Source organism: Nocardia sp. NRRL S-836 (genome assembly GCF_001279525.1).
Classification (GTDB): Bacteria; Actinomycetota; Actinomycetes; order Mycobacteriales; family Pseudonocardiaceae; genus Lentzea.
On record NZ_LGDY01000142.1, the window covers coordinates 1 to 24,550 of the forward strand.

Annotated in this window: 21 protein-coding genes and 1 tRNA gene; 12 read left to right on the top strand and 10 right to left on the bottom strand. The window is 70.7% G+C overall.

Annotated features, from left to right (window positions below; all coding sequences use genetic code 11):
• Window positions 1-297 precede the first annotated feature (297 nt).
• Window positions 298-1,080 carry an SGNH/GDSL hydrolase family protein gene (locus ADL03_RS38950; protein WP_082373866.1) on the top strand — a complete coding sequence of 261 codons (783 nt, stop codon included), beginning with the start codon at window positions 298-300 and terminating at the stop codon, window positions 1,078-1,080.
• Between the two features lie 138 nt (window positions 1,081-1,218).
• Here ADL03_RS38950 and ADL03_RS38955 read toward each other — a convergent pair whose 3' ends face one another.
• Complete coding sequence (locus ADL03_RS38955) at window positions 1,219-3,984, bottom strand: AfsR/SARP family transcriptional regulator (RefSeq protein WP_053738670.1); 2,766 nt, start codon at window positions 3,982-3,984, stop codon at window positions 1,219-1,221.
• Between the two features lie 103 nt (window positions 3,985-4,087).
• Here ADL03_RS38955 and ADL03_RS38960 point away from each other — a divergent pair, with 103 nt between their 5' ends.
• Window positions 4,088-5,122, top strand: a complete 1,035-nt coding sequence (locus ADL03_RS38960) for an ADP-ribosylglycohydrolase family protein (protein WP_053738671.1) — start codon at window positions 4,088-4,090, stop codon at window positions 5,120-5,122.
• A 400-nt stretch (window positions 5,123-5,522) separates the two neighbouring features.
• Here the strand turns inward: ADL03_RS38960 and ADL03_RS38965 are convergent, their stop codons facing one another.
• The 3 genes from ADL03_RS38965 to ADL03_RS38975 are packed head-to-tail and all read right to left on the bottom strand — an operon-like array spanning window position 5,523 to window position 8,140.
• A complete protein-coding gene (locus ADL03_RS38965) occupies window positions 5,523-6,269 on the bottom strand; it encodes an FAD:protein FMN transferase (protein WP_197289038.1) in 747 nt (248 codons plus the stop codon).
• Window positions 6,270-6,271: 2 nt separating this feature from the next.
• Entirely contained in the window at window positions 6,272-6,769 is a 498-nt protein-coding gene (locus ADL03_RS38970) for an FMN-binding protein (protein ID WP_053738672.1), read from the bottom strand.
• A 12-nt stretch (window positions 6,770-6,781) separates the two neighbouring features.
• Entirely contained in the window at window positions 6,782-8,140 is a 1,359-nt protein-coding gene (locus ADL03_RS38975) for a ferric reductase-like transmembrane domain-containing protein (protein ID WP_053738732.1), read from the bottom strand.
• Window positions 8,141-8,283: 143 nt separating this feature from the next.
• Here ADL03_RS38975 and ADL03_RS38980 point away from each other — a divergent pair, with 143 nt between their 5' ends.
• Complete coding sequence (locus ADL03_RS38980) at window positions 8,284-8,982, top strand: response regulator transcription factor (protein WP_053738673.1); 699 nt, start codon at window positions 8,284-8,286, stop codon at window positions 8,980-8,982.
• Window positions 8,979-10,388 carry a cell wall metabolism sensor histidine kinase WalK gene (locus ADL03_RS38985; RefSeq protein WP_053738674.1) on the top strand — a complete coding sequence of 470 codons (1,410 nt, stop codon included), beginning with the start codon at window positions 8,979-8,981 and terminating at the stop codon, window positions 10,386-10,388. Before ADL03_RS38980 ends, ADL03_RS38985 begins: the two co-directional genes overlap by 4 nt.
• Window positions 10,389-10,452: 64 nt before the next feature.
• Here the strand turns inward: ADL03_RS38985 and mgrA are convergent, their stop codons facing one another.
• Window positions 10,453-11,481 carry an L-glyceraldehyde 3-phosphate reductase gene (mgrA, locus tag ADL03_RS38990; protein ID WP_053738733.1) on the bottom strand — a complete coding sequence of 343 codons (1,029 nt, stop codon included), beginning with the start codon at window positions 11,479-11,481 and terminating at the stop codon, window positions 10,453-10,455.
• A 279-nt stretch (window positions 11,482-11,760) separates the two neighbouring features.
• Window positions 11,761-11,833: transfer RNA gene (locus ADL03_RS38995), tRNA-Thr, on the bottom strand.
• Between the two features lie 284 nt (window positions 11,834-12,117).
• Here ADL03_RS38995 and ADL03_RS39000 point away from each other — a divergent pair.
• The 3 genes from ADL03_RS39000 to otsB all read left to right on the top strand — a co-directional run bounded on the left by ADL03_RS39000 (window position 12,118) and on the right by otsB (window position 17,520).
• Window positions 12,118-13,440 (top strand): threonine/serine exporter ThrE family protein, encoded by a 1,323-nt coding sequence (locus tag ADL03_RS39000; protein WP_053738734.1) that lies wholly within the window; start codon window positions 12,118-12,120, stop codon window positions 13,438-13,440.
• 69 nt (window positions 13,441-13,509) lie between these two features.
• On the top strand, window positions 13,510-14,943 hold the full coding sequence (locus ADL03_RS39005; protein WP_053738675.1) for a trehalose-6-phosphate synthase: 1,434 nt from the start codon (window positions 13,510-13,512) through the stop codon (window positions 14,941-14,943).
• 45 nt (window positions 14,944-14,988) lie between these two features.
• A complete protein-coding gene (gene otsB, locus ADL03_RS39010; protein ID WP_053738676.1) occupies window positions 14,989-17,520 on the top strand; it encodes a trehalose-phosphatase in 2,532 nt (843 codons plus the stop codon).
• Between the two features lie 39 nt (window positions 17,521-17,559).
• On the opposite strand, the gene ADL03_RS39015 is transcribed toward otsB, so the two are convergent.
• Both ADL03_RS39015 and radA read right to left on the bottom strand, forming a co-directional pair.
• Entirely contained in the window at window positions 17,560-18,081 is a 522-nt protein-coding gene (locus tag ADL03_RS39015) for a hypothetical protein (RefSeq protein ID WP_157529667.1), read from the bottom strand.
• Window positions 18,082-18,429: 348 nt separating this feature from the next.
• Window positions 18,430-19,848, bottom strand: a complete 1,419-nt coding sequence (gene radA, locus ADL03_RS39020; RefSeq protein WP_053738678.1) for a DNA repair protein RadA — start codon at window positions 19,846-19,848, stop codon at window positions 18,430-18,432.
• A gap of 158 nt (window positions 19,849-20,006) precedes the next feature.
• Between radA and ADL03_RS39025 the strand changes: the two genes are divergently transcribed.
• Window positions 20,007-20,447, top strand: coding sequence for a hypothetical protein (locus tag ADL03_RS39025; RefSeq protein WP_053738679.1), 441 nt, complete (start codon window positions 20,007-20,009; stop codon window positions 20,445-20,447).
• Window positions 20,448-20,518: 71 nt separating this feature from the next.
• Here ADL03_RS39025 and ADL03_RS39030 read toward each other — a convergent pair whose 3' ends face one another.
• A complete protein-coding gene (locus tag ADL03_RS39030) occupies window positions 20,519-21,328 on the bottom strand; it encodes a hypothetical protein (RefSeq protein ID WP_157529668.1) in 810 nt (269 codons plus the stop codon).
• 231 nt (window positions 21,329-21,559) lie between these two features.
• Between ADL03_RS39030 and ADL03_RS39035 the strand changes: the two genes are divergently transcribed.
• Genes ADL03_RS39035 through ispF form a run of 3 tightly spaced genes read left to right on the top strand, consistent with a single transcriptional unit; the run spans window position 21,560 to window position 23,244 of the window.
• Complete coding sequence (locus ADL03_RS39035) at window positions 21,560-22,048, top strand: CarD family transcriptional regulator (protein WP_053738681.1); 489 nt, start codon at window positions 21,560-21,562, stop codon at window positions 22,046-22,048.
• 39 nt (window positions 22,049-22,087) lie between these two features.
• Window positions 22,088-22,780 (top strand): 2-C-methyl-D-erythritol 4-phosphate cytidylyltransferase, encoded by a 693-nt coding sequence (ispD, locus tag ADL03_RS39040; protein ID WP_053738682.1) that lies wholly within the window; start codon window positions 22,088-22,090, stop codon window positions 22,778-22,780.
• The gene (gene ispF, locus ADL03_RS39045) at window positions 22,777-23,244 is read left to right on the top strand and encodes a 2-C-methyl-D-erythritol 2,4-cyclodiphosphate synthase (protein ID WP_053738683.1); all 468 of its coding nucleotides are present in this window, start codon (window positions 22,777-22,779) and stop codon (window positions 23,242-23,244) included. Before ispD ends, ispF begins: the two co-directional genes overlap by 4 nt.
• Window position 23,245: 1 nt before the next feature.
• On the opposite strand, the gene ADL03_RS39050 is transcribed toward ispF, so the two are convergent.
• Entirely contained in the window at window positions 23,246-23,533 is a 288-nt protein-coding gene (locus tag ADL03_RS39050) for a DUF6191 domain-containing protein (RefSeq protein WP_053738684.1), read from the bottom strand.
• 54 nt (window positions 23,534-23,587) lie between these two features.
• Here ADL03_RS39050 and ADL03_RS39055 point away from each other — a divergent pair, with 54 nt between their 5' ends.
• On the top strand, window positions 23,588-24,532 hold the full coding sequence (locus ADL03_RS39055; RefSeq protein WP_053738685.1) for a toll/interleukin-1 receptor domain-containing protein: 945 nt from the start codon (window positions 23,588-23,590) through the stop codon (window positions 24,530-24,532).
• Window positions 24,533-24,550: the final 18 nt, after the last annotated feature.

The following is a 24,550-nucleotide window of genomic DNA, read 5'->3' on the forward strand; positions in this document are numbered from 1 at the left end:
GTGTGGGGCTCTGGCCGGGGTTCAGGACCACGGCGAGGACGGCGACGCCTGTGATGAGCGCGACACCGAGCGAGGTGGGTGGAAGCGGCAAAACCGAACGCACCCGGCAGAAGTTAGCGAGCCAAAAAGACGAATCCCCCGTAACGGCCTCAAGCTTCGCTCGATCGAGTGGTAAAAGGATCGTCGCCCGCAGCGCCGAATCCTAGGCTGGGACAACCGACGGTGGCGTAACCAGCGGTTGGTTGTGCATGCTAACCAATTGCCGCGAACGGGAGCCGTGGGCGAAAGGGGGATGTCGTGCTGCGTTGGAACAGTCTGGTGTCGCTGGGGGACAGCTTCACCGAAGGCATGGACGATCCCGGTCCCGGGCAGACCTACGTGGGGTGGGCCGACCGGCTGGCGGGGATGATCGCGCGGCAGGCGCCGGACTTCCGGTACGCCAACCTCGCGATCAGGGGCAAGATGCTGCAGGAGATCGTGGACGAGCAGGTGCCGCTCGCGATCTCGCTCAAACCGGACCTGGTGACGTTCTGCGGGGGCGGCAACGACATCCTGGTGCCGAACAGCGACCCGGACGCGCTGGCGGAGGTCTACGAGGTCGCGGTGGCGGACATGCGGGCGGCCGGGTCGGACGTCGTGGTCTTCACGGGGTTCGACACGCGGTCCACGCCGTTGCTGCGCAGCATCCGGGGCAAGGTCGCCATCTACAACACGCACCTGTGGTCGATCGCCGAGCGGTACCACTGCCGGGTGGTGGACCTGTGGTCGATGCACGTGCTGCACGACCGTCGCGCGTGGAGCGAGGACCGGCTGCACCTGTCGCCGGAGGGCCACCAGCGGGTGGCGCTCAAGGCGTACGAGGTGCTGGGGCTCGCGGACGACCACGCGTGGAACCAGCCGTGGCCCGTGCTGGAGCAGGCGGACTGGGTGACCCAGCGCAAGGCCGACCTCAAGTGGGCGCGCGAGCACGTGGTGCCGTGGATCCGGCGGCAGCTGCGCGGCGAGTCCATGGGGGACGGTCTCGCGCCGAAGCGGCCGGAGCTGCTGCCGCTGGTCATGTGCGCGGAGGACGTCCAGTAACGGCGAGAGCCGACCGGCACTCTCCCCCGAATGCCGGTCGGCCCTCTGGTCGCAGGCGCCTTACCCCCTCGGTAACCCCCATTCGGCGGCCTGCCCGTCCAACATCCCATTTTTTGGGTCCAGACGACTAAACGCCCGCTAAACCTCGGACGACAACGAGTCCAAAGCGGCCCGCACCTCGACCACGCGCGCCGAGTTGACCTGCGCGTACAGCCGCAGCGCCGCCGTCAATTCCGCCGCGGCCGCAACCCACTCCGCCCGCTGGAGCAACACCCCGGACAACACCTGGCGGCCGAAGCCCTCGGAGTAGGTCATCTCGGCGGCCGCGGCCAGGTCGACGGCCTGGCGGGCCAGCGCCTCCGCCTCGTCGAGGTGACCGGCCTGCAGGTGCAGCTCGGCGAGGTTCGCGAGGCCGTCGACGAGCGCGGGCTGGTCGCCGGATCGGCGGTAGACCTCCACGGCGTGGGCCTGGTGCCGCAGGGCGACCTCGACGCGGCCGCGGGCCTGTTCGACCTGGGCCACGTTGTTGAGGCCGTGGCCCTCGCCGACCAGGTCACCGGCCTGCTGTGCGAGCTGCACGGACTCCCAGAAGTGCAGCACCGCCTCGTCGTGCTGCTTGAGCCGGAACAGCACGTCGGCGAGCTGCGCGAGGGTGAGCACGAGGTACTGGCGCTCGCCGAGCTCGGTCGCGAGGCGGTGGGCGCGGCGGGCGTCGGGCAGCAGCACCGGCCGTCCCAGCCTGGCGTTCGTGACGTAGGTGGTGTCGAGCATGAGGACCTGCCCCAGGCGGCTGCCGGTGACCTCGGCCGCGGCCATGCCGAAGCCGACCAGCGCCACCCACTCGCCGGTCAACGCGCGCACGGTCGCGTAGCCGTGCAGCAGCCGGACGAGCTGCCAGACCTGGTCGTGCAGGCCCGACTCGGCGGCGGCGTGCACGACCGCGACGATGTTCGGCCACTCCTGGTCGAACCAGGCGACCGGGTCGTCGTAGCCGGGCAGCGACGTCGAACCGTTGTCCCGCACGGCGAAGTCGAGGCCGTCGCGTGCCGGGCGGATGGCGCGGCGGACGTGGTCGCAGGCGACGAGGTAGTAGTTCACCAGGCGCCGCAACGAGTCCAGGTCGGGGCGGCCGGAGTTGCGCACGTACAGGCGCACCAGCTCGTGCATGGTGTAGCCGTCGGGCCACGGTTCGACCAGCAGGTTCACCTCGACCAGCTGCTCCAGCCGGTCGCGGGCCGACTCGAGCCGGACGCGGGTCAGCGCGGCGACGGCGTGCGAGGACATCCAGCGGCCGGGCGCGAGGCCCACGGAGGTGAAGACCTCGCCGAGCTCGGAGGGCAGGTCGCGGGTCGACAGGTCGAGCGCCCGCGACACCCCCACCCCGGCCTCCGGCAGGTCCAGGCCGCGCATCCGGTGGCCGTCGTCGGCCAGCTCCCCCACCAGCTCCTCGATCGTCCACCCTGGACTGATCACGAGCTTGGCGGCCGCCACCCGCAGCGCCAGCGGCAGGCCGCCGCAGAGCTCGGCGAGCTTGCGCGCCGCGATCGGGTCCTCGGCCGACAACGGCTTGCCCAGCACGTCGTCCAGCAGCGCCCTGGCCGCCTCCTCGTCGAGCGGGCCGAGCTTGCGCACGCGGGCGCTGTTGGTGACCACGAGCCGTTCCATCCGGCTGCGCGAGGTCACCAGCACCACCGAGCCCGACCCCGGCGGCAGCAGCGGCAGGACCTGCTCGAACGCGGTCGCGTCGTCGAGGACGACGAGCACGCGGCGGCGGTTGAGCAGCGAGCGGTACAGCCCGACGCGGTCCTCCACGGCCACCGGCACCCCGTCGGCGGGCACGCCCAGCGCCACCAGGAACCTGGTCAGCACCTCGCCGGGCTCTGTGTCGCCGAGCGAGGCGAACAGCACGCCGTGCGGGAACATCTCGCTGTTCTCGTGGCCCCAGGTGATCGCGAGGGCGCTCTTGCCGACGCCGGGCGGGCCGGTCAGCACGGCCACCGTCGTCGCGAGCAGGTTCCTGGAGGCGCAGACGTCGGCCAGCCACCGCAGGTCGTCGTCGCGGCCGAAGAGCCGGGACGCGGACGCGGGCAGCAGCGCCGGCGCGACGATGCCCGCACGGGGCGCGACCGGGCGGCTGTCGACCGAGCCGGTCAGGCTCAGCGCCGGGTCGTCGCGCAGCACCTGCTCCTGCAGCAACCGCAGCTCAGGGCCGGGATCGAGGCCGAGCTCGTCCACGGCACGGCGCTGGAACCGCTGATAGGCCTCCAAGGCGTCCGCGCGCTGCCCGGACCGGTAGAGCGCGCGCATGCTGTGGGCGACCAGCCGTTCGCGGAACGGGTACTCGGTGCACAGCCCGCGCAGCTCGCCGACCAGCTCCAGGTGGCGGCCCAGCTCCAGCTCGGCCTCGATGCGCTCCTCCAGCGCCGACAGCCGCAGCTCTTCGAGGTCGGAGGTCATCGGGTCACCCGGCACGTCCGCGAGCACCGGCCCGCGCCACAGGCCCAGCGCCTCGCGCAGCAAGCCCGCCCTGATGGCGGCGGGCTTGCCGCGGGCGGACGCCACGAGCTGCCGGGCGCGGTGCAGGTCGAGGCGCCAGGGATCGACGGTCAGCTGGTACCCGGTCGGGGTGGTGCGGATGACCGCGGAGCCCGACGGGTCGGCCTCCTCCAGCAGCTTGCGCAGCCGCGACACGTAACCGTGCACGATCGTGCGAGCCGTGGCCGGCGGCGAGTCCGTCCACAGCGCGTCGACGATGTGGTCGATCGAGACGGGTCGGTTCGCCTCGACCACCAGCATCGCGAGCAGGCCGCGCATGCCGCGGCGTCCGAGCGGGATCAACCGGCCGTCCGCGAGCACCTGGAGTGGACCGAGCACGCCGAACTCGAGTCCGGTTCTGCTCCGCATGCCCCTCCCTCAAGTGCTCCTGACCTCGTTGCTTGTACAGGTGGCCGGCGGCGGGTGGCAGATACAAGTGCGGCCCAAGTCGGCGGGACGCTACTGTTCACCCGTGCCGCGAGATCCGAACTCCGTGGTTGACCGCGGCGCCGGGTGCCTCCTCGGCGGCGCTCTCGGTGATGCGCTCGGCGCACCGGTGCAGTACCTCGGCTGGGCCGACATCCAGCGCGAACACGGCACCGAAGGCGTTCTCGCACCCCCGAAGCCCGCCCTGGTCACCGACGACACCCAGCTGACGCTCTTCACCGCGGACGGCTACCTGCGCGCCTGGGTGCGCGGCAGGCGCACCGGTGAGTGGGAACCGTCGGACATGGTGTGGCACAGCTACCGGCGCTGGTTGGTCACCCAGCAGCAGCTGGCCCCCGAGCCGGGCGCCGTCGGGCTGCTCGCCGACGAACGGCTCTACGAGAGCCGCTCGCCCGGCCTGACGTGCCTGCGCGCGCTGGCCGCCGAGACACCGTCCACTCCGGAGAACCCGCACAACGAGTCGTCGGGCTGCAACGGCGTCACCCGCACCGCGCCCGCCGGTTTCGCGCCGTCCGCGGCGATCGCCTACGACCTGGGCTGCCGGTTCGCGGCGCTCACGCACGGCGGCACCGGCGGCTGGGTGTCCGGTGGCGCGCTGGCGTTGCTGGTGCACCTGCTCGCGGTGAAGGGCCGCCCGTTGCGCGAGGCGATCGACCAGGTGATCGGCCGGGTGCTGCGCGACGACACGTACACGGCGACGGTGCTGACGCGCGCGGTGGTGCTGGCCGAGCAGCACGACGGCTCGGCGCCGGTGCGGGTCGACCGGCTCGGCAGCGGCTGGACCGGTCCGGAGGCGCTGGCGATCGCCGTCTACACCGTGCTGACGCACCCGAAGCCGGTGCAGTTCGTGGACGCGATGCGCGCCGCGGCCAACCACTCCGGCGGCAGCGACGCGACGGCGGCGCTGACCGGCAACGTGCTCGGCGCGCTGCACGGCACCGACGCGCTGCCGCGGGACTGGCTCAGCGGGCTCGAACTGGTGGACGTGCTGGACGCGATGGGCCGCGACCTCGGCCGGTCCGCGGTGAACGCCGAGTTCGACGAAGACCGCTACGCCTAGCCAAGACCACGGTTCCTGCGAGTCCGCGCCTGCAAGATCGCACCTGCGAGTTCGAGCCAGCAAGTTCGAGCCTGTGAGTTCGCTCCCTGGCCAGACCAGGTTCACGCGAGTTCGCGCCGGTCGTCCGGACGCCCCTTCGCTGTGGATTCGGCGAAGCCCAATCCGCAGCGAAGCGGTGGCCGGATGACCGGCTTCCCGGCGAACTCGCCGCGCGAGCGGAGCGAGCGCCAATCAACACAGAAACGGCTCGTGGCGAGCGCTCCCGAATAGCGCGCACCACGAGCCGTTTCGCACGAGTGTTGGTCCACAGCTGGCCGGGTCTCACCCCGAGCGCGAGCCCCGCGTCAGCTCTTGATCAACCAAATGTGCCCCGGGGTCGAAGCCCCGTTGAGCGGGGATGTTAACAGATCATGTGCACCGGAAGTCCAGGGCTGCGGTGGACGCGGCGATCTTCGTCGACGATGAACACCGCGCAGTCCGGCTGTGCCGCGGCCCACTCGATCCCTTCTGCGCCAAGGGAAAACGCCGCCGTGGCGGTGGTGTCCGCGATCACCAGGTCCGCCGCGAGAACTGTGACCGAAAGTATCCCGCGCGCCGGCTCACCGGTGCGGCCGTCGAGGATGTGCTGCCCGCGTTCGTACAACGCTGACGTGGCAACGGCTCCGTCGCGCACGCCGAGCACCACGCTCAGCGCGTCCGCCTGGTCGGGGTGCCGAACGCCCACGCGCCAAGGCTTTCCCGGCTCCGGCTCGCCCGCGACCACGACGTCGCCGCCCGCGTTGACGCAGAACCGGGTCGCGCCGGCGGCTCTCACGAGGTCGGCGGCGCGCTGCACGGCCCAGCCCTTCACGACCGCGCACGGGTCCAGCCCGCGGCCCGGCACCCGTGCCGTGAACGCGCCGCCGGTCGACTCCTCGTACCAGTCGCACAGGTCCAGCACCTCGACCAGGTCCGGGGAGAGCTCGCCCGCGGTGAGCTCGCCGCGGTCCAGCCGGGACACCTCGCTGTCGGGCTTGAACGGCGAGAACCGGGCGTCCGCCTGGCGCAGCGACTCGAACGCCAGCTCGGCCAGCCCGGGGTCGCCGTCGCGCAGGTCCACCGAGATCGGCAGGCCCATGATCTGCTCGACGCGCCGCAGGACCGGCACGGCTACCTCGCCGAGTCGATCGCGGCCTGCAGCGACCGCTGGTAGCCCTCGGAGGTGGCGGTCGCGCCGGAGACCGTGTCGATGTCGGCGCTCTGGGCCTGCAACGCCTCCTGCCGCAGGAGCGGCAACGCCATCCTGGTCGGGTTGGAGTTGGGCGCCCGCAGCGCCTTCACGTCGGTGATCCGCGTGCCCTGGAACGTGACCTGCACCTGCACGGTGCCTTCCGAGGTCTGCACCGCGGGCCCGGAGACGTTCCTGGTCTGGTTCTGCTGCTGCGGCTGAGTGGTCGGCGCCGTGGAGCCTGGAGCCGTGGGCCTGGGCGTCGGGGACTGCGGTGTCGGGGACTGCGGCGCCTTCGACGGGGGTGTCGTGGTCTGCTGGGTGTCCGGTGCGGCGGCGGCCTCGTTGATCTCGCCCTCGTGCGCCGCGCCCGGCTCGTACAGCCACACCGGCACCAGGCCGGCGACGCTGAGCACCAGTACGGGGATTGCCCTCTTCACGTCGACCCCTTCTCAGTCGGCCAGCGCGAAGCGCTCGGCGTGGACCTGGCTCGCGGGAACACCCAGCTCGTCGAGGCTGCGGATGACGGCGTCGGTCATGCCGCCGGGACCGCAGACGAACACGTCGCGGTCCGCCACGTCGGGCACGAGCGCGGCGATGTTGCCGGGGCCGAGCAACGGGCCGTTGGCGGTGATGGTCTTCGAGGAACCGGTGACCAGGCGCAGCACGGCGCCCTTGGACCGCACGAGGCCCTCCAGTTCGCGCAGCAGCACGGCCTCGCGCGGGTCGCTCACCCGGTACAGCACCACGACGTGACCCCCGATCTCCTCCAGCAGCGCGCGGATGGGCGTAATGCCGACGCCGCCCGCGACGAGCAGTGCGTCCGGCTTGGTCTGGTGCATGGTCGTGAAGGCGCCGTACGGGCCCTCGGCGAACACGCGGGTGCCGACCTCGACGTCGCGGACGCCGGCGCTGCCCTCGCCGAGCGCCTTCGCGGTGAGCCGCAGGTACCTGCCGTTCGGTGCGGCGGACAGCGAGAACGGGTTGGCCTGCCACCAGCGGTCCCTCGTCAGGAAGCGCCACAGGAAGAACTGGCCGGCCTGGGCGCCGAGCCGGTCCAGGTCCCTGCCCTCGATGTAGACGGAGACGACGTTGTGCGCCTCCGGCACGACGGCGGCCACCCGGAACTGGTGACGCCAGTTGCGCCAGAGCGGGAGCACGAGCCGGCCTGCGACCACCGAGCCGATCGCGAACGCCCACAGCCCCCACCAGTAGGCGGTGGCGAGCTCGGACTTGCGGAACGTGCTGCCGACGGCGACCTGGTGCGTGAACGCGAGGAAGATCGCGACGTAGGTGTAGAGGTGGATGAAGTGCCAGGTCTCGTAGGCCATCCTGCGCCGGGCGAACCGGGCGGACACCACGCCGACGACCATGATGACCACCCACGCCACCAGTGCGCGGAGGATCCCCTCCAGCTCGCCCGCCTGGCGAACGACCTCGGCGACCGGGCCGTCGGCGCCGGCGTTGCCGAAGGCGATGAGGCTCAGGTGCCCGACGAGCATCCAGAAGATCGTGAAGCCGACCCAGCGGTGCCACGAGGTCAGCCGGTCCATGCCGAGCCTGCGGTCCAGCCACGGCAGCCGGGCGATCAGCAGCAGCTGGAACGCCATCGCGAGCGCGCCGTACAGACCGGTGAGCCGGCCGAGGTTGACCAGCTTGTTCGAGCCGACGCCGGCCGCGGTGAACAGGTAGGTGACGAACGCCGCGTTGGCCAGCAGGAACAGGGAGAGGCCGGCTTTGGCCAGCACCTGGTGCGGCAGCGCGCGCCCGGCGGGCGCCGGTCGCACGGGAGGCTGCAGGGTGGTCGTCACGGCGGTCTCCTCGGTCGGGCGGGGCCGGGTCGGTGGTCGGCTGTGGTCGAGCATCGGCGGTCGAGCTGTGGCCGTGCTGTTGGCGGCCTGTCGACTTCCTGTCGATCGAGCGGGCCGGGCGGCGGGTGCCGCACCATGAGCACGTGGACAAGGGGAACTCGGTTCGACTGCTCGTCGTGGACGACGAGCCGCACATCGCTGACCTGGTCGCGACGGTCGCCCGCTACGAGGGCTGGCAGGCCTGCACCGCGCACAGCGGCGAGGACGCGCTCAGAGAGGCCGCCGAGTTCCAGCCGGACATCGTCGTGCTCGACCTCATGCTCCCCGACCTGGACGGGTTCACCGTTCTGGACCGGATGCGGTCGGCCGGGGCGATGGTGCCGGTGGTGTTCCTGACCGCGCGTGACGGCACCGCCGACCGGGTCGCCGGCCTCACCAGGGGTGGCGACGACTACCTCGTGAAGCCGTTCTCGGTCGAGGAGCTGATGGCGAGGTTGCGGGCCGTGCTGCGCCGCTCGACCGGTCCGTCGTGGAAGCGCTCGGTGCTCAAGGTGGCCGACCTGGTGATGGACGAGGACACCCGCGAGGTCCGCCGCGGCGGCAAGCTGGTCACGCTGACGCCGACCGAGTACGAGCTGCTGCGGTACCTGATGCGGCGCTCCCCGGCCGTGCTGACCAAGGCGCAGATCCTCGACCACGTGTGGGAGTACGACTTCGGCGGCCGGTCCAACGTGGTCGAGCTCGTCATCTCGCACCTGCGCCGCAAGCTCGACGACGGCCGTGAGCCGTTGATCCACACCGTGCGCGGCGTGGGGTACGTGCTGCGCCGAGCCGCGGAATGATCCCGCGCCTGAAGCGGCCGCTGCGGCTGGGCACCCGGCTCGCGCTGGGCCTGGGCCTGCTCGCGTTCGCGGTGTTCGTGGTCGTCGGCGCGGCCACGGTCACGTCGATGAAGACGTTCCTCGACAAGCGGCTCGACGACCAGATGGCGCTGAGCCAGACCGGCGCCGCGCACGACGTCGAGTACTACGGCAAGGTCACCAAGCTGCCACCGGACTGGTTCGCCGTGGTCTACAAGGTGCAGGACGGGGTGCTGACGCCGCAGCCGGGTGAGCAGCAGCCCGCCGACCGCGAGGAGTTCGACGCGCTCGCGCGGCGGGCGCTGGTGGCGGACGGGTTCGCCACCGAGCAGCTGCGGGGCGAGGGCAAGTTCCGGCTGCGCGCGTGCCAGATCAAGAAGAACGAGATCGTGCTGGTCAGCGCGGCCCCGATGAAGGACAGGGACAGCACCCTGTCCCAGCTCGTCACGGTCGGCGTGGTCGCGTTCCTCGCGGCGCTGGTCACGCTCGTCGTGGGCGGGCAGGCGCTGCTGCGCAGGGGGCTGCGGCCGTTGTCCGACATGGCCGACACCGCGCACGACATCAGCTCGCACGACCTGACCGACTCGGCACGCCTGGCCGTGCGCGTGGACGGCAAGGGCGGCGGCGTCGAGGTCGACGAGCTGCGCGAGGCGTTCAACACGATGCTCGCGCACATCGACTCCTCGCTGGCCGCACGCACGGCCGCGGAACAACGCCTGCGCCGTTTCATCGCCGACGCGTCACACGAGCTGCGCACGCCGTTGACGTCGTTGCGCGGCTATGCGGACCTCTTCCGGTACGCGGCGGCCAACGAGCCGGGCGAACGCGAGAAGCACCTGGAGAAGCTGCGGTCGGAGGCGGCGCGGATGAGCGTGCTGCTCGACGACCTGCTGCTGCTCGCGCGCCTGGACTCCGCGGCGTCCGAACCGCCGTTGCGCCCGGAGGAGCTGGACCTGGCGGTGATCGCCGACGCGGCCGCCGACGCGTTCCGGGCGGCACGGCCGTCGCACCCGCTGGAGGTCGACGCCGACACGGTGCGGATGACCGCCGACCCGACCCGGCTGCGGCAGGTGCTCGACAACCTGCTGACCAACGCGGCCGTGCACACACCGGCGGGCACCGCGGTGGCGGTGAAGGTGACGGCCGAGAACGGCTGGGCGGTGATCAGGGTGAGCGACTCCGGCCCCGGCATCCCCTCCGCCGACCAGGCGCGGATCTTCGACCGGTTCTACCGCGTGGACGACTCGCGCACCCGCCAGCGCGGCGGCAGCGGCCTCGGCCTGGCCGTCGTCCAGTCGCTGGTGCACGCGCACGGCGGCACGGTCACGTTGACCAGCCGTCCCGGCTCGACCACGTTCACCATCCGATTGCCCCGACGCCGGCTCTGACCGCACGCGGCGACCTCCCGCACCGTCCGAGGGTGCGGAAGGTCCCCGTGTGCGGCAGGAGTGGTCACTCGGCTTGCGACGAGGGGGCCCAGAGGTCGATGCCGGACTCGACGGCGTGCTTGTCGATCTCGGCGAGCTCGTCGTCGGTCAGCGGCGGTGCCTGCAGGGCCGCGAGGTTCTGCTCCAGCTGCCCGACCGAGGACGCGCCGATCAACGCCGACGTGACCCGCGGGTCGCGGATCGTCCAGGTCAGGGCCAGCTGCGCCAGCGACTGGCCGCGGGAGGCGGCGATGTCGTTGAGGGCGCGGATCCGGCGCAGGTTCTCGTCGGAGAGCAGGTCCGTGGACAGCGACTTGCCCTGCGCGGCACGGGAGTCGGCGGGCACGCCGTCGAGGTACCGGTCGGTCAGCATGCCCTGCGCGAGCGGCGAGAACGCGATGCAGCCCGCGCCGACCTCCTCCAGGGTGTCCAGCAGCTCCGGCTCGATCCAGCGGTTGAGCATCGAGTAGCTCGGCTGGTGGATCAGCAGCGGAACGCCAGCGCTGCGCAACAGCTCGGCCGCCTCACGGGTCTTGGCCGGCGAGTACGACGAGATGCCCGCGTAGAGCGCCTTGCCCTGCTGCACGGCGGACACGAGCGCGCCCATCGTCTCCTCGAGCGGCGTCTCGGGGTCGAACCGGTGCGAGTAGAAGATGTCGACGTAGCCGAGGCCCATCCTGGTCAGCGACTGGTCGAGCGAGCTCAGCAGGTACTTGCGGCTGCCCCACTCGCCGTACGGGCCGGGCCACATGTCGTAGCCCGCCTTCGTGGAGATGACCAGCTCGTCGCGGTACGGCCGGAGGTCGTCCTTCAGGATCTGCCCGAACGTGATCTCCGCGGAGCCGTACGGCGGGCCGTAGTTGTTGGCGAGGTCGAAGTGCGTGACACCGAGGTCGAACGCCCGGCGCGCGATGCCGCGACCGAGCTCGTACGGCCGGTCGCCGCCGAAGTTGTGCCACAGGCCGAGCGAGATGGCGGGCAGCTTGAGGCCACTGCGTCCCGTCCGCCGGTAGGTCATCTGGTCGTAGCGCGCGCTATCCGCGAGGTAGGACATGGTGCCCACGATGTCACGTCCCGGCGGGGCGGACCGCGTGCCGAGTCCGGTCACGGTCCGGCGCCGGACCGGGCGTTCACACGTGAACGAGATCAGTCTTGCGGCCCGTCGGGTCCCGCGCCCGCAGAGCACGACGCGCGGCACACCGGCAACGCACTGTTCCGGAGTCGTCACTTCGCGTTCAACAAGCGGAACGGGACCGGTTCGCAAGAACTGACCGGGGCCGGCCGGGAAATGCGACGAGGGCCCGCCCACCTGGGCGAACCCCCGTTGTCGGAGAGCCGGCGAGGGGAATCGAACCCCTAACCTTTCGCTTACAAGGCGAGTGCTCTGCCAATTGAGCTACGCCGGCCTGGCTCGTGTTCGCGAACATCGTAAGCGCCCGTTGCGGGAGCTACCTGCGGCGAACGGTCTGCTCTCAGTGTGATCGGATTGCTCCGACCGGAGGCACACCAACCAACTGAGTGGGCCAGTGCGCCGAACCGCTCGCCTTGACCAGGTCAGGAGGGTAACCAACGGACAGTGATCATGTCCTCCTTTTCGGGTCCCCCGATCGGAGGTGGCCGATGCCACAGCACCGGTTCAAGAACTTCGCACGATCACACGACGGAGGTGCGCGAGATTTTCACGAACAACATGCACGGTCCCTCGCTACCCGACGACACCACGGTTCACCTGGTACTCGATCTCGCATTGAAGATCGGTGAGGTCCAAATGGCCAGTGGAGCCGGCGCGGCGGACGTGACAGCGACGATTCTCTCGGTCACCGAGAGCTATGGACTGCCGCACACCGAGGTCGACGTGATCTACACCTCCATCAGCGTCTCCTGCCACCGGGGAACGGGTGCTCCACCGGCCACCGCCGTCCGGGTCGTCCGGCAGCGCAGCCTCGACTACACGCGGCTGGCCGCCGTCGAGCACCTGGTGCGCAACCTCGGCCCGATCGAGGAGGCGCACTCGCAGCTCGCGCAGATCACCAACGCCCCGCACCCGTACCCGCGCTGGGTCGCCACGGCCGCGTGGGCCGGCATGGCGGCGGCGGTCGCGTTCCTCGTCGGCGGCGGGCTGTCGCTCGCGATCACCGCGGCGGTCGTCACCGCCGTGATCGACCGGGTCGGGCGGGTGCTGAACCGGCGCGCGCTGCCGTTCTTCTTCCAGCAGCTGATCGGTGGCGCGCTCGCCACGGGCGCGGCGCTGACCGTGTGGGCGACCGGGCTGCTGCCCGCGGTGCGGCCGAGCCTGCTGGTGGCGGTCGGGATCGTGGTGCTGCTGTCCGGGCTCGCGCTGGTCAGCACCGTGCAGGACGCGATCTCCGGCTACAACGTCACCGCCGCCGGGCGCACCGTGGAGACCGTGCTGCTCAGCGCCGGTCTGATCGCGGGCGTCGCGCTGGCCATCCGCACGGCGGTCCACTTCGGACTGCCCATCCGGCTCACCGACCCGTTGCCCGCGCTGATCTCCGCGGTGCCGATGCAGTTCGCGGCGGGCGCGGCGACCAGCGCGTTCTTCGCGCTCGCCTGCTACGCACGGCCCCGCGCGCTCGTGGCCGCCGCCGTGTCCGGTGCGATCGGCACGGCGTCGTACGGCCTGGCCACCAGCTTCGGGATGGACGCGCTGCTCGCGTCGGCGGTGGCGGCCGCGATCACCGGGTTCGGCGGCGCCACGATGACCCGCAGGCTGCGCATCCCCACGCTGGTCGTCGTGCAGGCGGGCGTGGTGCCGCTGCTGCCGGGCTGGACCACCTACCGGGGCCTGTTCCAGCTGACCGCGGAAGGCGATCCGGCCGGGTTGAGCACACTGGTGTTCGCGAGTGGCATTGCTCTCGCTCTGGCCGGCGGAGTGGTGTTCGGCGAGTACCTGGCCCAGCCCGTGCGCACCGGACTCGGCCGTCTGGAGCGCAAGTTCGCTGGTCCGCGCATGTCCGGGCCGCTCAAACCCACGAAGCGTCGTTTGGAGTGAAACCCGCTGTGACGGGGGTTACACGACACGCCGAGATGACGCGACCGCACTAGCCTCGGAAATGTGAGCATGGACATTGGCGAGAACGGGGCGGAATTCGTAGTCGTGGCCAACCGGCTGCCGGTTGACCTGGAGCGCTTGCCCGACGGAACCGAGCGGTGGAAACACAGCCCCGGCGGGCTCGTGAGCGCACTCGAACCGTTCCTCCGCTCACACAGCGGCGCGTGGGTCGGCTGGCCGGGTGTCGCCGACGCCGACGTGAAGCCGTTCGAGGACGACGGGCTGCTGCTGCACCCGGTCACGCTGTCGGCCAAAGAGGTCGAGGACTACTACGAGGGCTTCTCCAACGGCACGCTCTGGCCGCTCTACCACGACGTCGTGGCGCAGCCGGCGTTCCACCGGCACTGGTGGAACACCTACGTGCGGGTCAACCAGCGGTTCGCCGACGCGACGGCGAAGGTCGCCGCGCAGGGTGCGACGGTGTGGATCCAGGACTACCAGCTGCAGCTGGTCCCGGCGATGCTGCGCGAGCAGCGGCCGGACCTCAAGATCGGCTTCTTCCTGCACATCCCGTTCCCGCCGGTCGAGCTGTTCATGCAGCTGCCGTGGCGCACGGAGATCATCCGCGGTCTGCTCGGCGCGGACCTGGTCGGCTTCCACCGGCCCGGCGGCGCGCAGAACTTCCTCTGGCTGGCCCGGCGCCTGGTGGGCCTGGAGCCCAGCCGCGGCACCGTCGGCGTCCGCACCCGGCCCGGTGTGGTCCAGGTCGGCGACCGCACGGTGCGCGTCGGCGCGTTCCCGATCTCGATCGACAGCGCGGGCCTCGACGCGCTCGCCCGCAAGAAGGAGACGCAGGTCCGCGCGAAGCAGATTCGAGCGGATCTCGGCAACCCGAAGCGCATCCTGCTGGGTGTGGACCGACTCGACTACACGAAGGGCATCGACGTCCGGCTGCGGGCTCTCTACGAGCTGATCGCGGACGGCCGCGTCGATCCCGAGGACGTCGCGATGGTCCAGCTCGCCACGCCCAGCCGGGAACGGGTCGACCACTACATCACGATGCGCCAGGGCATCGAGCAGTCGGTCGGCCGGATCAACGGTGAGTTCGGACGGGTCGGCAAGCCCGTCGTGCACTACCTGCACCAGTCGGTGAACCGCGAGGAGCTCGTCGCGTTCATGAGCGCGGCGGACGTCATGGTCGTCACGCCCGTTCGGGACGGAATGAACCTCGTGTGCAAGGAGTACGTGGCCTGCCGATATGATCTTGGTGGAGCTCTGGTGCTCAGCGAGTTCGCCGGCGCTGCCGCTGAACTGACCAGTGCGTTCCTGGTGAACCCCCATGATCTGGACGGTGTCAAGAACGCACTGCAGGCCGCCCTCGACATCGATCCCGCCGAAGGCCGCCGTAGGATGCGCGCGCTGCGCCGCCAGGTCCTCACCCACGACGTTGACCGCTGGGCAAGGTCGTTCCTCGAGGCCCTGGGCACGCAGACCTCGGTCTGAATCCTTTCAGATCCCATTGACCCGACGAGTGCTCCAGGAGGGGCGTTGACCGCCGAGGCCCTCCCCGCCGAACTGCGCCGAGCGATTTGTCAGCTCGCCCGCACCCCGCGACTGCTGGTCGCAAGCGACTACGACGGAACACTCGCGCCGATCGTGAGCGACCCGGAGGCGGCTCGTCCGCTTCCGGAGTCGGTGAACGCGCTGCGTTCGCTCGCGTCGCTCCACGAGACCACGTCGGCCGTTATCTCCGGTCGTGCGCTGCGCGACCTGGCCACACTGTCCCGCCTGCCCGGCGAGGTCCACCTCGTCGGTTCCCACGGCTCCGAGTTCGACGTCGGCTTCGTGCACGCGCTGGACGCGGACGCCAAGGCGTTGCTGCGGCGCATCGAAGCCGAGCTCGAAGAGATCGTCGACGGCCACGAGGGCGTCCAGCTGGAGGTGAAGCCCGCCTCCGTCGCGGTGCACGTGCGTCGTGCCGCGTCGGAGGAGATCGGCGAGACGGTGCTGGCCGCCGTCCGCTCCGGCCCGTGCACGTGGGACGGAGTGCAGGTCACCGAGGGCAAGGCCGTCATCGAGCTGGCCGTCGTCGAGACCAACAAGGGCCACGCCCTCGACATCCTGCGCCACCAGGTCGGTGCGACCGCCGCGATCTTCCTCGGTGACGACGTCACCGACGAGAAGGCGTTCGCCCGCCTGACCGGCCCCGACGTCGGCATCCGCGTCGGTGCCGGCGAGTCGCAGGCGCAGTACTTCGTCGACGACCCGTCCGACGTGGCCACGGTGCTGGCGTTCCTGCTGGAGGAACGGCGCGCGTGGCTGCACGGCGACCAGGCCGTGCCGATCGAGCGCCTGACCATGCTCGCCAACGAGCGTTCCGTGGCGCTGGTGACCCCGGACGCCAAGATCAACTGGCTGTGCCACCCGGAGCCGGACTCGGCCGCGATCTTCGCGGACCTGCTCGGCGGTCCGGACGCGGGCCACTTCTCGATCAAGCCGGAGCACGGGTCGCTGCCGCTGGGCCAGCGCTACCTGCCGGGCACGATGATCGTGGAGACCCGCTGGTCGCGCCTGCTGGTCAGCGACTACCTGGAGCACGACCTCGCCTCCCACCGCACCGACCTGGTGCGGCGCATCTCGGGCTCGACGAACGCGGTGATCACGTTCGCCCCGCGCCCGGAGTTCGGGCAGGTGCCGGTGCGGTTCCTGCGCGAGCGCGACGGGCTGCGCGTGGTTGGCACGTCCGACCCGATGGTGCTGCGTTCCCCCGGTGTCGACTGGGAGATCACCTCGGACGGCGTGCAGGAGACCGCACGCGCCGTGGTCCGTCCCCGTGAGGGCGCGCCGGTGTTGCTGGAGCTGCGCTGCGGCACCGACGACATCTCCGAGCACGCGCTGGCCGAGTCGGTCCGCCGTGACCGCGCGGCCGGCTACTGGTCGGACTGGGCGGCCGGGCTGAAGCTGCCGAACGTGCAGACCGACCTGGTGCTGCGCTCGGCGCTGACGCTGCGCGGACTGGTGCACAAGGACTCCGGTTCGATCATGGCCGCGGCCACGACGTCACTGCCGGAGGAGCTCGGCGGCGTCCGCAACTGGGACTACCGCTACTGCTGGCTGCGCGACGGCGCGATGACCGCCGCCGCGCTGGTGTCGGTGGGGTCGTTCGCGGAGGCCGACGGCTTCCTGAGGTGGCTGCACGGCGTCCTGGAGACCATCCCGGGCCCGGAGCGGCTGCACCCGCTCTACACGCTGCACGGCACGCAGCTCGGCGCCGAGGCCGTGATCGACACGCTGCCCGGCTACGCGGGCTCACGCCCGGTGCGCGTCGGCAACCTCGCCAACCAGCAGGTCCAGCTCGACGTGTTCGGCCCGGTCGTGGACCTGGTCGTGCAGCTGGCGACGGCCCGCGGGTCGCTGTCGGACCCCGACTGGCGCATGGTGCAGGCCATGGCCGAAGCCGTGTCGCGGCGCTGGCACGAGCCCGACCACGGCATCTGGGAGGAACGGCACGCGCCGCGCCACCACGTGTACTCGAAGGTCATGTGCTGGCTGACCATCGACCGGGCCATCAAGCTCGGCGAGCAGTTCGGCCGCGAGCTCGACCCGCTGTGGGTGCCGCTGCGCGACACGATCGCGACCGACGTGCTCAAGAACGGCTGGAACGACGAGGTCCAGTCGTTCACCACGGCCTACGACGGCGACGACCTCGACGCGGCGTCGCTGTTCGTCGGCCTGTCCGGCCTGATCGACCCGGCCGACGAGCGGTTCCAGTCGACCGTCACCGCGATCGAGGCCGAGCTGCGGTCGGGTTCCACGGTGTACCGCTACCACCGCGACGACGGCCTGCCCGGCGACGAGGGCGGCTTCCACCTGTGCGCCGCCTGGATGATCGAGGCCTACCTGCTCACCGGCCGCCGCACGGAGGCCGAGGAGCTGTTCGGGCAGATCGTCGCGGCCGCGGGCCCCACCGGCCTGCTGCCCGAGGAGTACGACCCGATCGCCGAACGGTCGCTCGGCAACCACCCGCAGGCGTACTCGCACCTCGGGTTGATCCGGTGTGCGCAGTTGCTGTCGCAGTGAGCGTTGTGAGTATGTGAGTTCTGCTGCCGCCGCGGTCCGTCAGGGCCGCGGCGGTGTTTTTTCGATGATGGTCGCGGTGCCGGGCGAACTCCCGGTCAGCGCGATCACGTCACCCTTCGCCAGGTGCGCCCAAGCGGGCGGCACGAAAGGCCTCAGACGGGCCTTCGCGCGTTCGCCGGCGTGCAGCACGGGCTTGGACTCGATCCACAGCGCCGCGATGCGGTGATCGCCGGTCAGGTCCCAGGTCGGGCGTTCTCCCCTGGCCTGCAACGGCTCCGCGTTGTTCGCGAGGGTCAGCTCCACCCGGAGCAGGCCTTGGATCGACTCCACGCAACGCCAGTGGAACCAGGTCTCGTCCTGGCCCAGCTGGAGCGCCGCCTCGGTGAGGAGGGCCCAGAAGCGCGGGGTCTGCCAGGTGGTGCCGGGGTGGTCTCCCAGGAGGTCCAGGACCAGTTCCCACTCGTGGTGGTCGAGGTAGTCGTGCAGGTCCTCGGTTCGGATGTCGGCGGGGATTTGGGCGGCGGCCAAGCGGAGCAACTCGCCGATTTCGTGGTCGTGCATTCCGAACACGAGGGGTATTCGATCATTTCTGGTGAGTGGGTGCGTTTCTGGGGGCTTCCTGGGGCTCCGCCCCGACCCAGAGGCTTCCTGGGGCTCCGCCCCAGACCCCGACACTCCCAAAGAAGCCTCCAGCGCCGGGAGCGGGTTGATGGCACGCCTGGTGCTTAGGGCGGCTGCCGGTTGCTTTGTGGGTTGCGTTGCGGTGGGCGTCTGCCCCGCCTAGCACTCACGGAGCGAGCCAGACCTGAGGAGGGGTGTCAAACCGACGAAAAGCGTGTCGGTTTGACACCCCTCCTCAGGCCCGGCAGACGATCGGAGTCGATCATGGCGTGCTCGCTTTTGGCCGGGTCAGGATTCGTCCTCGTCGGCGGGCGCGTCCTTGCCGTTGTCCTTGCCGCTGCCGTTGCTGCGGCGGCGGTTGAGGCCCAGGACTTCCAGGGCCGACACCAGGTCGTTGGCCACCAGGGCGCGGACGCCGTCAGGTAGTGGGCCGTGGTCGGGTGGGACCAGGGCCTTCTTGAAGCCCAGGCGGGCGGCCTCCGTGAGGCGTTTGCCGACGCCGTTGACGCGTCGGATCTCGCCTGCCAGGCCCACCTCGCCGAGCACCACCAGGTCGGCGGGGAGGGCGATTTCGCGTTCTGCGGAGGCCACGGCGAGGACGACTGCGAGGTCTGCTGCGGGTTCTACGAGGCGCATGCCGCCGACGGTGGCGGTGAAGACGTCCTTCTGGAACAGGTTGACCTTGCCGCGCTTCTCCAGGACGGCCAGGGCCATGGAGATGCGGGCCGAGTCGAGGCCGCTGACCGCGCGGCGGGGGGCCGGGAGGTTCGTTTTCGCCACCAGGGCCTGGACCTCGCCGAGCATGGGGCGCTTGCCCTCGACGATGACGGTGACGCAGGTGCCTTCCACGGCCTTCTCGCGGCGGGTCAGGAAGAGGCCTGAGGGGTCGGGGACGCCGACGATGCCGTCATCGCGGAGTTCGAAGCAGCCGACCTCGTCCGCTGCGCCGTAGCGGTTCTTGATGCCGCGCAGGAGGCGCAGGGAGGAGTGGCGGTCGCCCTCGAACTGCAGGACCACGTCCACGAGGTGTTCGAGGACGCGCGGGCCCGCCACGGAGCCGTCCTTGGTGACGTGGCCGACCAGGACCACGGGGAGGCCGCGTTCCTTGGCCATGGCGATGAGGCCCGACGCGACGGTGCGGACCTGGGTCACGCCGCCGGGGACGCCCTCGACGCTCACCGTCGACATCGTCTGGATGGAGTCCACGATCAGCATCGCGGGCTTCACCGCGTCGACCTGGCCGAGCAGGGCGCTCAGTTCCGACTCGGCGGCCAGGTACATCTCGGGGTGGAGGTTGCCGGTGCGTTCGGCGCGCAGGCGGACCTGGCCCGCCGACTCCTCGCCGGTGACGTAGAGGCAGCGGCCGTGGGACTCGGCCCAGCGGTGCGCGGTCTCCAGCAGCAGGGTGGACTTGCCGACGCCTGGTTCGCCCGCCAGCAGGACGACGGCGCCGGGGACGAGGCCGCCGCCCAGGACGCGGTCGAACTCGCTCACGCCCGTCGAGAGGGCGCGTGCCGACTCGATGTCGACCTCGCCGATCGGGCGGGCCGTCGACGTCGGGGCGCCCGCCACCACCCTCGTCGGGGATGCGGTGCCGCGTTCCTCGATGCTGCCCCAGGCCTGGCACTCGGGGCAGCGGCCGAACCACTTCGCCACCTCGTGCCCGCACTCGGCACAACGGAAGATCGGCCGCACTGTCTTCGCCACGAACCGAACCGTAGAGCACACCACCGACAGAAAACCTCAGCCGCAGGTCAGCGGGGGTGCGAGAAGAAATCCGAGATTCTTCGGCGCGGTTGTCGATCCGGGGTGGTGGCCGTTCGACGCATCAGTGGAAGGACACGACAGCCACCGAGGAGACCGCAATGACCACCACCGCGATCCGCACCCGCACCACCGCCGGGACCAAGGTCCGCGTCGGCCGGTACGTCACCGCCGCCACCCGCGTGCTGATCGGCCTGCTGTACACCGCGACCGGCCTGACCGGGCTCCTGAACCTCGCGCCCGCACCGGATCCCGCCACGCTCGCGGAGGCGGGGGTGAGGTTCAGCGGGGCGCTGGCCGAGACGGGCTACATGATGCAGCTGACCTCGGCCACGCAGCTCGTCGCCGGGCTGCTGCTGGTCGTCGGCCGGTTCGTGCCGCTGGCGCTCGCGCTGCTCGCGCCGGTCGTCGTGAACATCTTCCTGTTCCACGTCTTCCTGGAGCCCAGCGGCCTCGTCATGGCACTGGTCGTCGTCGCCGCCGAGATCGGGCTGGCGTGGGCCTACCGCGACAGGTTCCGGCCCATGCTCCAGGCCCGCTGAAAGCGTTGCGCGGAAACGGAAACGCCGCCCCCGGCAGGACCGGGAGCGGCGTTTCGGCGTTCAGACGGTGATCAGTGGCCGCCGGACTCGTGGCCCTCGCTGACGCGCTTGTGATCGGACGGCGCGACCGGCACCTCCAGGGTGACCGAGCCGGCCTTCTCGAACAGGAACGTGATCTTCACCGTCTGCGCGGCGGTCACGTCCTTGGACAGCTTCTTCAGCGTGCAGCGGATCTGCAGCACCTCGAGCGACTGGTCGTGCGCGGCCGACGACGAGGTCGGCTTCACCGAGGACGAACCCGACGGGCGGCCCGACGACGACGCCGCCGACGAACCCGAGGACGACACGACGGAGGACGGCGAGCCTGTGGTCGACGGCGCACCCGAGGACGGGGCACCCGACGAGGGCGCACCGGAGGACGGCGTCAGCGTGACCGACGGGTTGCCCGACGACGAGGGCGACGAGGACGACGAGGACGACGACGCGGACGGCGACGAGCTCTTGGTCGGCGCGTGGGAGGCGTCGTACTCGGCGCGCAGCGCGTACTGGGCCGGGATGTCCTTCTCGCCGACGACCTCGGCCTCGGCCTCGGAGGCCTCGGACTTGATCGAGAGCAGCTTGTCCGGGTCGGCGCCGGTGTTGGCGATGACGAACGTCAGCGGCACGTCCTCGCCCTCGTGGTAGCGGTTGCCGTCCGGCGGGAAGGCCAGCATGGCGTTGCGGACCGCCATCGGTCCCGCGTTTCCGCTCGCACCGTCCACCGCGGCGACCTGGCGGTCGGTCTGGGTGATCTGACCGGCGCTGCAGCCGACCGCCACCAGGCCTAGGCCTGCGGCCAGCGCTGCCGTCACGATCAACCGGCGAGACACTCCTGAGTTCACGGCTCCAGCGTCCTTCCTAGGGAACAACCACCAGGCAAAGAGCCTAACCGGGGGCCGGAAAGCCGACTCGACGTGGTGCCAATCGATCTTGTGTGACCGCCACGTTGCACGCGAACAGGTGGTTTGTCAACCCCCCCGCATGGCCCTGACCAGCACTAACGGATCTTCGAGCTGCACGGGAAGGGTTGCCGGACGTGTTAGGATGGAGGAAGCGAAAGGGGCAGAGGACACATGGTTTTCAAGGTCGGAGAGACCGTCGTCTACCCGCACCACGGTGCCGCTCTCATCGAAGCAATCGAGACCCGCGTGATCAAGGGCGAGGAGAAGAAGTACCTCGTTCTCAAGGTTGCGCAGGGCGACCTCACCGTCCGGGTTCCCGCTGACAACGCCGAGATCGTCGGCGTGCGCGACGTTGTCGGCCAGGAGGGACTCGACCGGGTCTTCGAGGTCTTGCGTGCTCCCCACACCGAGGAGCCGACCAACTGGTCTCGGCGGTACAAGGCCAACCTTGAGAAGCTCGCCTCCGGCGACGTGAACAAGGTTGCGGAAGTGGTGCGCGACCTCTGGCGGCGCGAGAAGGATCGCGGGTTGTCCGCCGGCGAGAAGCGGATGCTGGCGAAGGCGCGGCAGATACTGGTCAGCGAGCTGGCGCTGGCCGAGGGCACCGACGAGGGCAAGGCCGAGGTCCTCCTCGACGAAGTTCTCGCCACCGCGTCGTAGTTCTTCAACAAACACACAGAGCATCGGATAACGCCGCACATGAGTGTTGTCGCGCTCGTGCCCGCGGCTGGGCGGGGTGAGCGTCTGGGCTATGGCATGCCCAAGGCGCTCGTGCCGGTCAACGGGGTACCGCTGCTGGCTCGTGCCGTGCAAGGTCTGTTCGCGTCAGGCCAGGTCCAGCACGTCGTCATCGCCGCTCCACCGTCCGATGTGGACCAAGTGCACACCGCTACCGCCTCGCTGGCCCCGGCCGGCGGGGCGGTGCACGTGCTTTCAGGGGGTTCCGAACGCACCGACTCGGTGCGCCTCGCCCTCGACCACGCGCTCCGCGTAATTCCCGACACCTCCATCGTGCTCGTCCACGACGCCGCCCGTGCCTTCACCCCTCCCGAGGTCATCGCCGGGGTCGTGGCCGCGGTGCGCGACGGTCACGACGCCGTCATCCCGGTGCTGCCGGTGACCGACACGATCAAGCAGGTGGACGAGGCCGGAGTAGTCGTCTCCACACCTGACCGGGCCGGTCTGCGGGTCGTCCAGACCCCGCAGGGTTTCCGCGTCGACACTCTCAGAGCGGCCTATCGCTCCGGTATCGCCGCGACTGATGACGCAGGCCTCGTGGAGAAGAACGGTGGCCGGGTCCACACGGTTCCCGGGCACGCGCACGCCATGAAGATCACCACCCCGTTCGACCTCGCGGTCGCGGCAGCACTGTTCGCAGGAGAACACCCGTGAGAATCGGCCAGGGCGTCGACGTCCACCCGATCGAGGCAGGCCGCGAGTGCTGGGTCGCCGGACTGCTGTGGGAGGGCGTGGACGGCTGCGCGGGCCACTCGGACGGCGACGTCGCCTCGCACGCCCTGTGCGACGCGCTGCTCTCCGCCGCGGGCCTGGGCGACCTGGGCGCCGTCTTCGGCACGTCCGACCCGCGCTGGTCGGGTGCCCACGGCGTGGTGCTGCTCACGGAGGTCCGCCGCCTCGTCGAAGAGGCCGGATACCGTGTGGGAAACGCCACAGTGCAGGTCATCGGCAACGCGCCGCGCATCGGCAAGCGCCGCGAAGAGGCGCAGAAGACGCTTTCCGAGGCCGTCGGCGGACCGGTGTCGGTGGCCGGCACCACGACGGACGGCCTGGGTCTCACCGGCCGCGGCGAGGGCATCGCGGCGATCGCGACGGCGTTGCTCGTCCCGGTGGCCTGACCTACCCCTGCTCCGGCAGCCTCAGCACGGCCGTGCCGCCGTCGAGGTCGATCCGGCTGCGCGGTGGTGCCGCGTCCCCCTCCTCGTCACGCAGCTGCCGCTCCTCCTTGCGGTACTCCAGCTCGTCGCGGATGCCCACCTCGAACGTCGCGCCCAGCTCACCGAACCCCGCTGCCGAGACCGGGGTGCCTCCCGACCTCCTGCGCGTGACCTTCTCGGCCACGGCGAGCACGAACAGCCCCACGACCAACGCCGGTAACGACATCGCGAACAGGAAGCCCAGGCTCATGCCAGGGACAACTGCCGCGCGGACGTGATGGTTCCCACCACTACAGTCAGCGCGGTGACCAAGTACGACATCTGCCTGTCGTTCGCCGGCGAGGACCGCGGCTACGTCGACGAGGTGGCCCGGCACCTCAAGGACCTGGGCGTCAAGGTCTTCTACGACAACGACGCGCAGGTCGACCTCTGGGGCAAGAACCTGACCGAGTACCTCGACGAGATCTACCGCAACCAGTCGCGGTACTGCCTGATGTTCGTCTCGAAGCACTACGCGGCGAAGATGTGGACCAGGCACGAGCGCCAGAGCGCGTTCGACCGGGCCATGACGCAGGACCACGAGTACGTGCTGCCGGTGCGGTTCGACGACACCGTGCTGCCCGGTCTGCGCACCGGCGTCGGCTACCTCGACGGCACCAGGGTCGCGCCGCGCACGCTCGCCGAGATGGCCGCGCAGAAGCTCGGCACCGCTGTGGTGCCGCCGCAGCGGCAGGCGGGCTGGGAGTACGAACTGTTCTCGGACACCGTGCGCGCGGGCCTGCGCGGGCTGCAGGCCAGGCGCGTCGACCACGACATGGCGTTCGCGAAGACCGTGCGGACGTTCACCACCGACACCGAGGCCATCGACTACTTCACGGCCCGCACGCGCGCGTTCGACAACATCATCAACGCCATCGCGGACGTCCTCTCCCCGCAGCGGCAGCAGCTCGCGTTCGGCGCGAACGGCCAGAGGGGCGACGAGGAGAAGATCACCCGGCTGGCCACGATGTTCGTCGAGGTCTGCAGCGACCTGCTCGCGTGGGCCGCCGACCTGCGCGGCACCAGGACGCCGGACCGGCACCGCGCGCTCTACGAGGCGACCGCCCGGCTCGCCGACCAGCCGCTGCGGCAGATCGACGAGTTCGTGGAGCGGTTCACGGCCGCACGCGGGTCCGGTGACGTGCGGCTGACCATCGACTACGACCCGTCGGAGGTCGAGGCCGAGCTCACAAAGGTCCAGACCACCTGAGCCCGGAGCACGTAGAGT

Excerpts from the sequence above, each read along its gene's own strand:
- ADL03_RS39025 (WP_053738679.1), top strand. The coding sequence starts at position 20,007 with ATGACCACCACCGCGATCCGCACCCGCACCACCGCCGGGACCAAGGTC.
- ADL03_RS39005 (WP_053738675.1), top strand. The coding sequence starts at position 13,510 with ATGGACATTGGCGAGAACGGGGCGGAATTCGTAGTCGTGGCCAACCGG.
- ispD (WP_053738682.1), top strand. The coding sequence starts at position 22,088 with ATGAGTGTTGTCGCGCTCGTGCCCGCGGCTGGGCGGGGTGAGCGTCTG.
- ADL03_RS38955 (WP_053738670.1), bottom strand. The coding sequence starts at position 3,984 with ATGCGGAGCAGAACCGGACTCGAGTTCGGCGTGCTCGGTCCACTCCAG.
- ADL03_RS39000 (WP_053738734.1), top strand. The coding sequence starts at position 12,118 with ATGCACGGTCCCTCGCTACCCGACGACACCACGGTTCACCTGGTACTC.
- ADL03_RS39035 (WP_053738681.1), top strand. The coding sequence starts at position 21,560 with ATGGTTTTCAAGGTCGGAGAGACCGTCGTCTACCCGCACCACGGTGCC.
- ADL03_RS38985 (WP_053738674.1), top strand. The coding sequence starts at position 8,979 with ATGATCCCGCGCCTGAAGCGGCCGCTGCGGCTGGGCACCCGGCTCGCG.
- mgrA (WP_053738733.1), bottom strand. The coding sequence starts at position 11,481 with ATGTCCTACCTCGCGGATAGCGCGCGCTACGACCAGATGACCTACCGG.
- ADL03_RS39050 (WP_053738684.1), bottom strand. The coding sequence starts at position 23,533 with ATGAGCCTGGGCTTCCTGTTCGCGATGTCGTTACCGGCGTTGGTCGTG.
- ADL03_RS39015 (WP_157529667.1), bottom strand. The coding sequence starts at position 18,081 with ATGCACGACCACGAAATCGGCGAGTTGCTCCGCTTGGCCGCCGCCCAA.